Source organism: Polaromonas sp. P1_H6, assembly GCF_056405195.1.
Window position 1 is genome coordinate 1 of sequence record NZ_JBFUCN010000063.1, and the last position, 3,514, is coordinate 3,514.

3 protein-coding genes are annotated in these 3,514 nt (G+C 63.3%); 2 read left to right on the forward strand and 1 reads right to left on the reverse strand.

From position 1 onward, the window contains the following. Positions 1–628 precede the first annotated feature (628 nt). The gene (locus AC1D1F_RS24625; protein WP_477697576.1) at positions 629–1,198 is read right to left on the reverse strand and encodes a cysteine dioxygenase family protein; all 570 of its coding nucleotides are present in this window, start codon (positions 1,196–1,198) and stop codon (positions 629–631) included. Positions 1,199–1,324: 126 nt separating this feature from the next. Between AC1D1F_RS24625 and AC1D1F_RS24630 the strand changes: the two genes are divergently transcribed. Continuing rightward, on the forward strand, positions 1,325–2,155 hold the full coding sequence (locus AC1D1F_RS24630) for an urease accessory protein UreD (RefSeq protein ID WP_477697577.1): 831 nt from the start codon (positions 1,325–1,327) through the stop codon (positions 2,153–2,155). A 232-nt stretch (positions 2,156–2,387) separates the two neighbouring features. Beyond that, positions 2,388–2,876: a hypothetical protein gene (locus AC1D1F_RS24635; RefSeq protein WP_477697578.1), complete on the forward strand. Its 489-nt coding sequence runs from the start codon at positions 2,388–2,390 to the stop codon at positions 2,874–2,876. The last annotated feature ends 638 nt before the right edge of the window (positions 2,877–3,514 follow it).

A 3,514-nucleotide genomic window follows, 5' to 3' on the forward strand; every position in this document is an offset into this window, starting at 1 on the left:
TGGCCGGGGGTAGCCCGGCGGCTACTCACTTTTCTTTTGCTTCGCCAAAAGAAAAGTAAGCAAAAGAAAAGGCGACCCTGGTTGCTGCGTCCCTTCGCTGCGCTACGGGCAACCTGCGGTGCTCGGTCCAGACGGGGTCTCGCTAAACTCGCTTCGCTCAGACAACGCGATCCCTGATCCGTCTGGCCCTGCGCTCCTCGGCGCATCCACAAGGGGTGGGGATGGAATACCAATACCGAATACCTGAAGACACAAGGACTCGCCGTGGCGAGTCCTTGTTTGCATTTATCTCTTTGTCTCTTTGGATTTCTTCTGTCTTCGGTTCCCGCTCCCGATTGCCCCGTCCTGGCTGGGCCGAGGAGCGCAGACGTAGGCGGATCAGGGATCGCGTTGTCTGAGCGAAGCGCAGCGTAGCGAGTTTAGCGAGACCCCGCCGTAGTCGAGCACCGCAGGTTGCCCGCAGCGAAGCGTAGGGACCCAGACTGCGGGTCGCCTTTCTTTTGGGTACTTTTCTTTGGCGAAGCAAAGAAAAGTGCCTCGCCGCCGGGCGACCCCGGCCAGCAACCCTCAGCAAAGAGCACGGAGGAAAGGGAGCGCGCAGCCGGCGCAAGACCTGGCCAAAGAAGCCTTAGCTCTCGTTATGCTCCAGACTAACCCTCTTCCGAGTCCCAGCCGAAACATCATAAGTATTGAAGCTACTCATCATCCGCCCATAAAGATGCAAACTCACCGCCCGAGGGCGCTCCAGGGGAACACCAGTCACATGGATGTGGTCGGGATTCGGCACAAAGCTGGTCACCGCGCCGCGCCCCAGAAGGATGACGCCACCACGCACAAGGTTGATGCCCTCATCGGTGTTGCGGTCCACTGACAGGCGCACATAACTCCGTTCCTCCAGCACGCCTTCGAGCACACCGACCACGCCCCAGCTTCCGTGGTCGTGCACCGGCGTCCACTGGCCGGGCGACCAGACCAGGGTGTAGAGGGACAGGCTGGCATCGGGCGCGCTGTAGACCAGGTTGCGGGCGTAATGGTCCGGGTCGCTGCGGTAGTGCTGCGGCTCCAGGAAAGTCGCGGCCTGGTCTATCAGCTCCAGCATCCGCGGCGCGAGCGCCAGCACACAGTCGGCGGGATCCATGCGGCGCTGCGTCTGCTCGACGGCGCTGGAGATGAAGTGGTCAAGGGCGGAGGTGGCCATATTGTTTGTGTTTCTTGTCAGGCGTATCAACGAATGGGCGATGGCTGGACCGGAACCAGCTTGCGCACCACCCTTTGGGGAAGCACGAAATATACCAGCGGCGCTTACGCACGTTAAACTTCGCCCATGACCTGGAACGCGACGCTCGCACTCGACTACACGCACCAGGCCGGCAAGACACTTGCCCACTTCCGCCACAGCGGGCCGCTGCGCATACTGCAAAGCCTGTACCCCGAAGGCGACGCGATCTGCCACAACGTCATCGTGCACCCGCCCGGCGGCCTGGTCGGCGGCGACACGCTGGAGCTGGCCTTCAGCGCCGCGCCCGGCACGCACGGCCTCATCACCACCCCCGGCGCCACGCGTTTTTACCGCTCCACCGGCGAGCCCGCGCTGCAAAACACCCGGCTCACGCTGGCCGCCGGTGCGCGCATGGAATGGCTGCCGCTTGAAGCCATCTGCTACAGCGGCTGCCTCGCCGAGAACCGCCTGACGATGGCGCTCGCGCCCGGCGCCGAACTCATGGGCTGGGACGTCACCGCGCTGGGCCTGCCCGCCGCCGGCCAGCCCTTTGAAAACGGCAGCTTTCGCCAGCACATCGAGCTGCCCGGCGTCTGGCTGGAGCGCGCGCGGCTGGACGCGAACGACAAACTGCTGATGGACAGCCCCGTCGGCCTGGCCGGCCGGCGCTGCATGGCCACGCTGTTTTTTGTGGCCGGCAGCAAGCTTGAGCGCAAACGCCGTGAACTCGCGCTGGACTGCGCGCGCGAAGTCCTGCAGGCCCACTCCCTGGCTTCCAGCGCCGGTGCCACCAGCCCCGACGCGCAGGTCGTTGTGGTGCGCGTGCTTTCGCCGGTGGTCGAACCCGCCATGGCCTTGCTCAGGCAGGTGTGGCAGGCCTGGCGCAAGGAGATGTGGCAACTGGCGCCGTCGACACCAAGGCTCTGGTCGACCTGAAGCGCCGCGCCCGTCGAAGGTTGAAGGTCGAACAAGCCGGGCTGTATATATAAACATCAAAAGCATCAAATCCGCACCCCTGGGGCGGATGTGCGCCCTATGAGAGACCCGTCCTACATGGGAATGGGCATAGGGCACGGACGGCCCGGAGCTTTTCCTTTCACGGCCCCGGCCGGGCCCGGCCCAGACTCCATTCATCGACATCCGTCGAGTTCGATCAAGGAGTTTGACCATGATTTCATCCCGGAATTTCCGCTTGGCCCAAAGCGCCGCCATCTTTGGTGTCGCCGCCCTGCTCTCCCTGGGCGCCACGGCACAAATCGCTTCCGGCACCACAGGCATCGACGCCACCGGCGATGCCAAGAGCGAGATGAACGCCTGCCTGACCGGGCGCACGCAGCAGGACCGTGAAACCTGCATGACCGAAGTCCGTAACGCCAACGCTGCCAAACGCGCCGGCAAGGTTGACAACGCCAACGGCCAGTTCTCCGCCAACGCGCTCAAACGCTGCGACGTCTTCAAGGGCGAAGACCTGATCGCCTGCCAGGCCCGCATCGTCGGCTACGGCAAAGCGGACGGCAGCGTCGCCAGCGGCGGTGTGGTCCGCCAGGTAGAGACCGTCGTCGTCCCGGCCGGCGCCACCAACGTGCGCGTACAGCCGCAGACCTCAACCGACAACATTGTGGTGATCCCGGCGCCCGCCGCCGCGCCATCGCAATAACAGTTGCCACTCGCTCCGCCGGGGTTTGATGAAAACCCCGGATGAAGCAGAAGCAAAGGTGGGCCGCAATGCGGCCCACTTCTTTTGTGGGCCGCAATGCTGTTGGGGAGTGGGTCTTTAGGCCGGTTCTTGCTCCGGCTTGCGCGTTCTCTGCTGAGGGTTGCTGGCCGGGGGTAGCCCGGCGGCTACTCACTTTTCTTTTGCTTCGCCAAAAGAAAAGTAAGCAAAAGAAAAGGCGACCCTGGTTGCCGCGTCCCTCCGCTTCGCTACGGGCAACCTGCGGTGCTCGGTCCAGACGGGGTCTCGCTAAACTCGCCTTCGGCTCAAACAACGCGATCCCTGATCCGTCTGGACCTCCGCTCCTCGGCGCATCCACAAGGGGTGGGGAAGGAATACCAAATCCAAATACTGAAAACCACAAGGACTCGCCTTGGCGAGTCCTTGTTTGTCTTGGTTTGTTCTTTGTATTTCTGTCTTCTGTTCCCGCTTCCGCTCCCGATTGCCCCGTCCTGGCTGGGCCGAGGAGCGCAGACGTAGGCGGATCAGGGATCGCGTTGTTTGAGCGAAGCGCAGCGTAGCGAGTTTAGCGAGACCCCGCCGTAGTCGAGCACCGCAGGTTGCCCGAAGCGAAGCGTAGG

Bases quoted from the DNA above. Each gene is read 5' to 3' on its own strand.
- AC1D1F_RS24635 (WP_477697578.1), top strand. From the start codon at position 2,388: ATGATTTCATCCCGGAATTTCCGCTTGGCCCAAAGCGCCGCCATCTTT.
- AC1D1F_RS24625 (WP_477697576.1), bottom strand. From the start codon at position 1,198: ATGGCCACCTCCGCCCTTGACCACTTCATCTCCAGCGCCGTCGAGCAG.
- AC1D1F_RS24630 (WP_477697577.1), top strand. From the start codon at position 1,325: ATGACCTGGAACGCGACGCTCGCACTCGACTACACGCACCAGGCCGGC.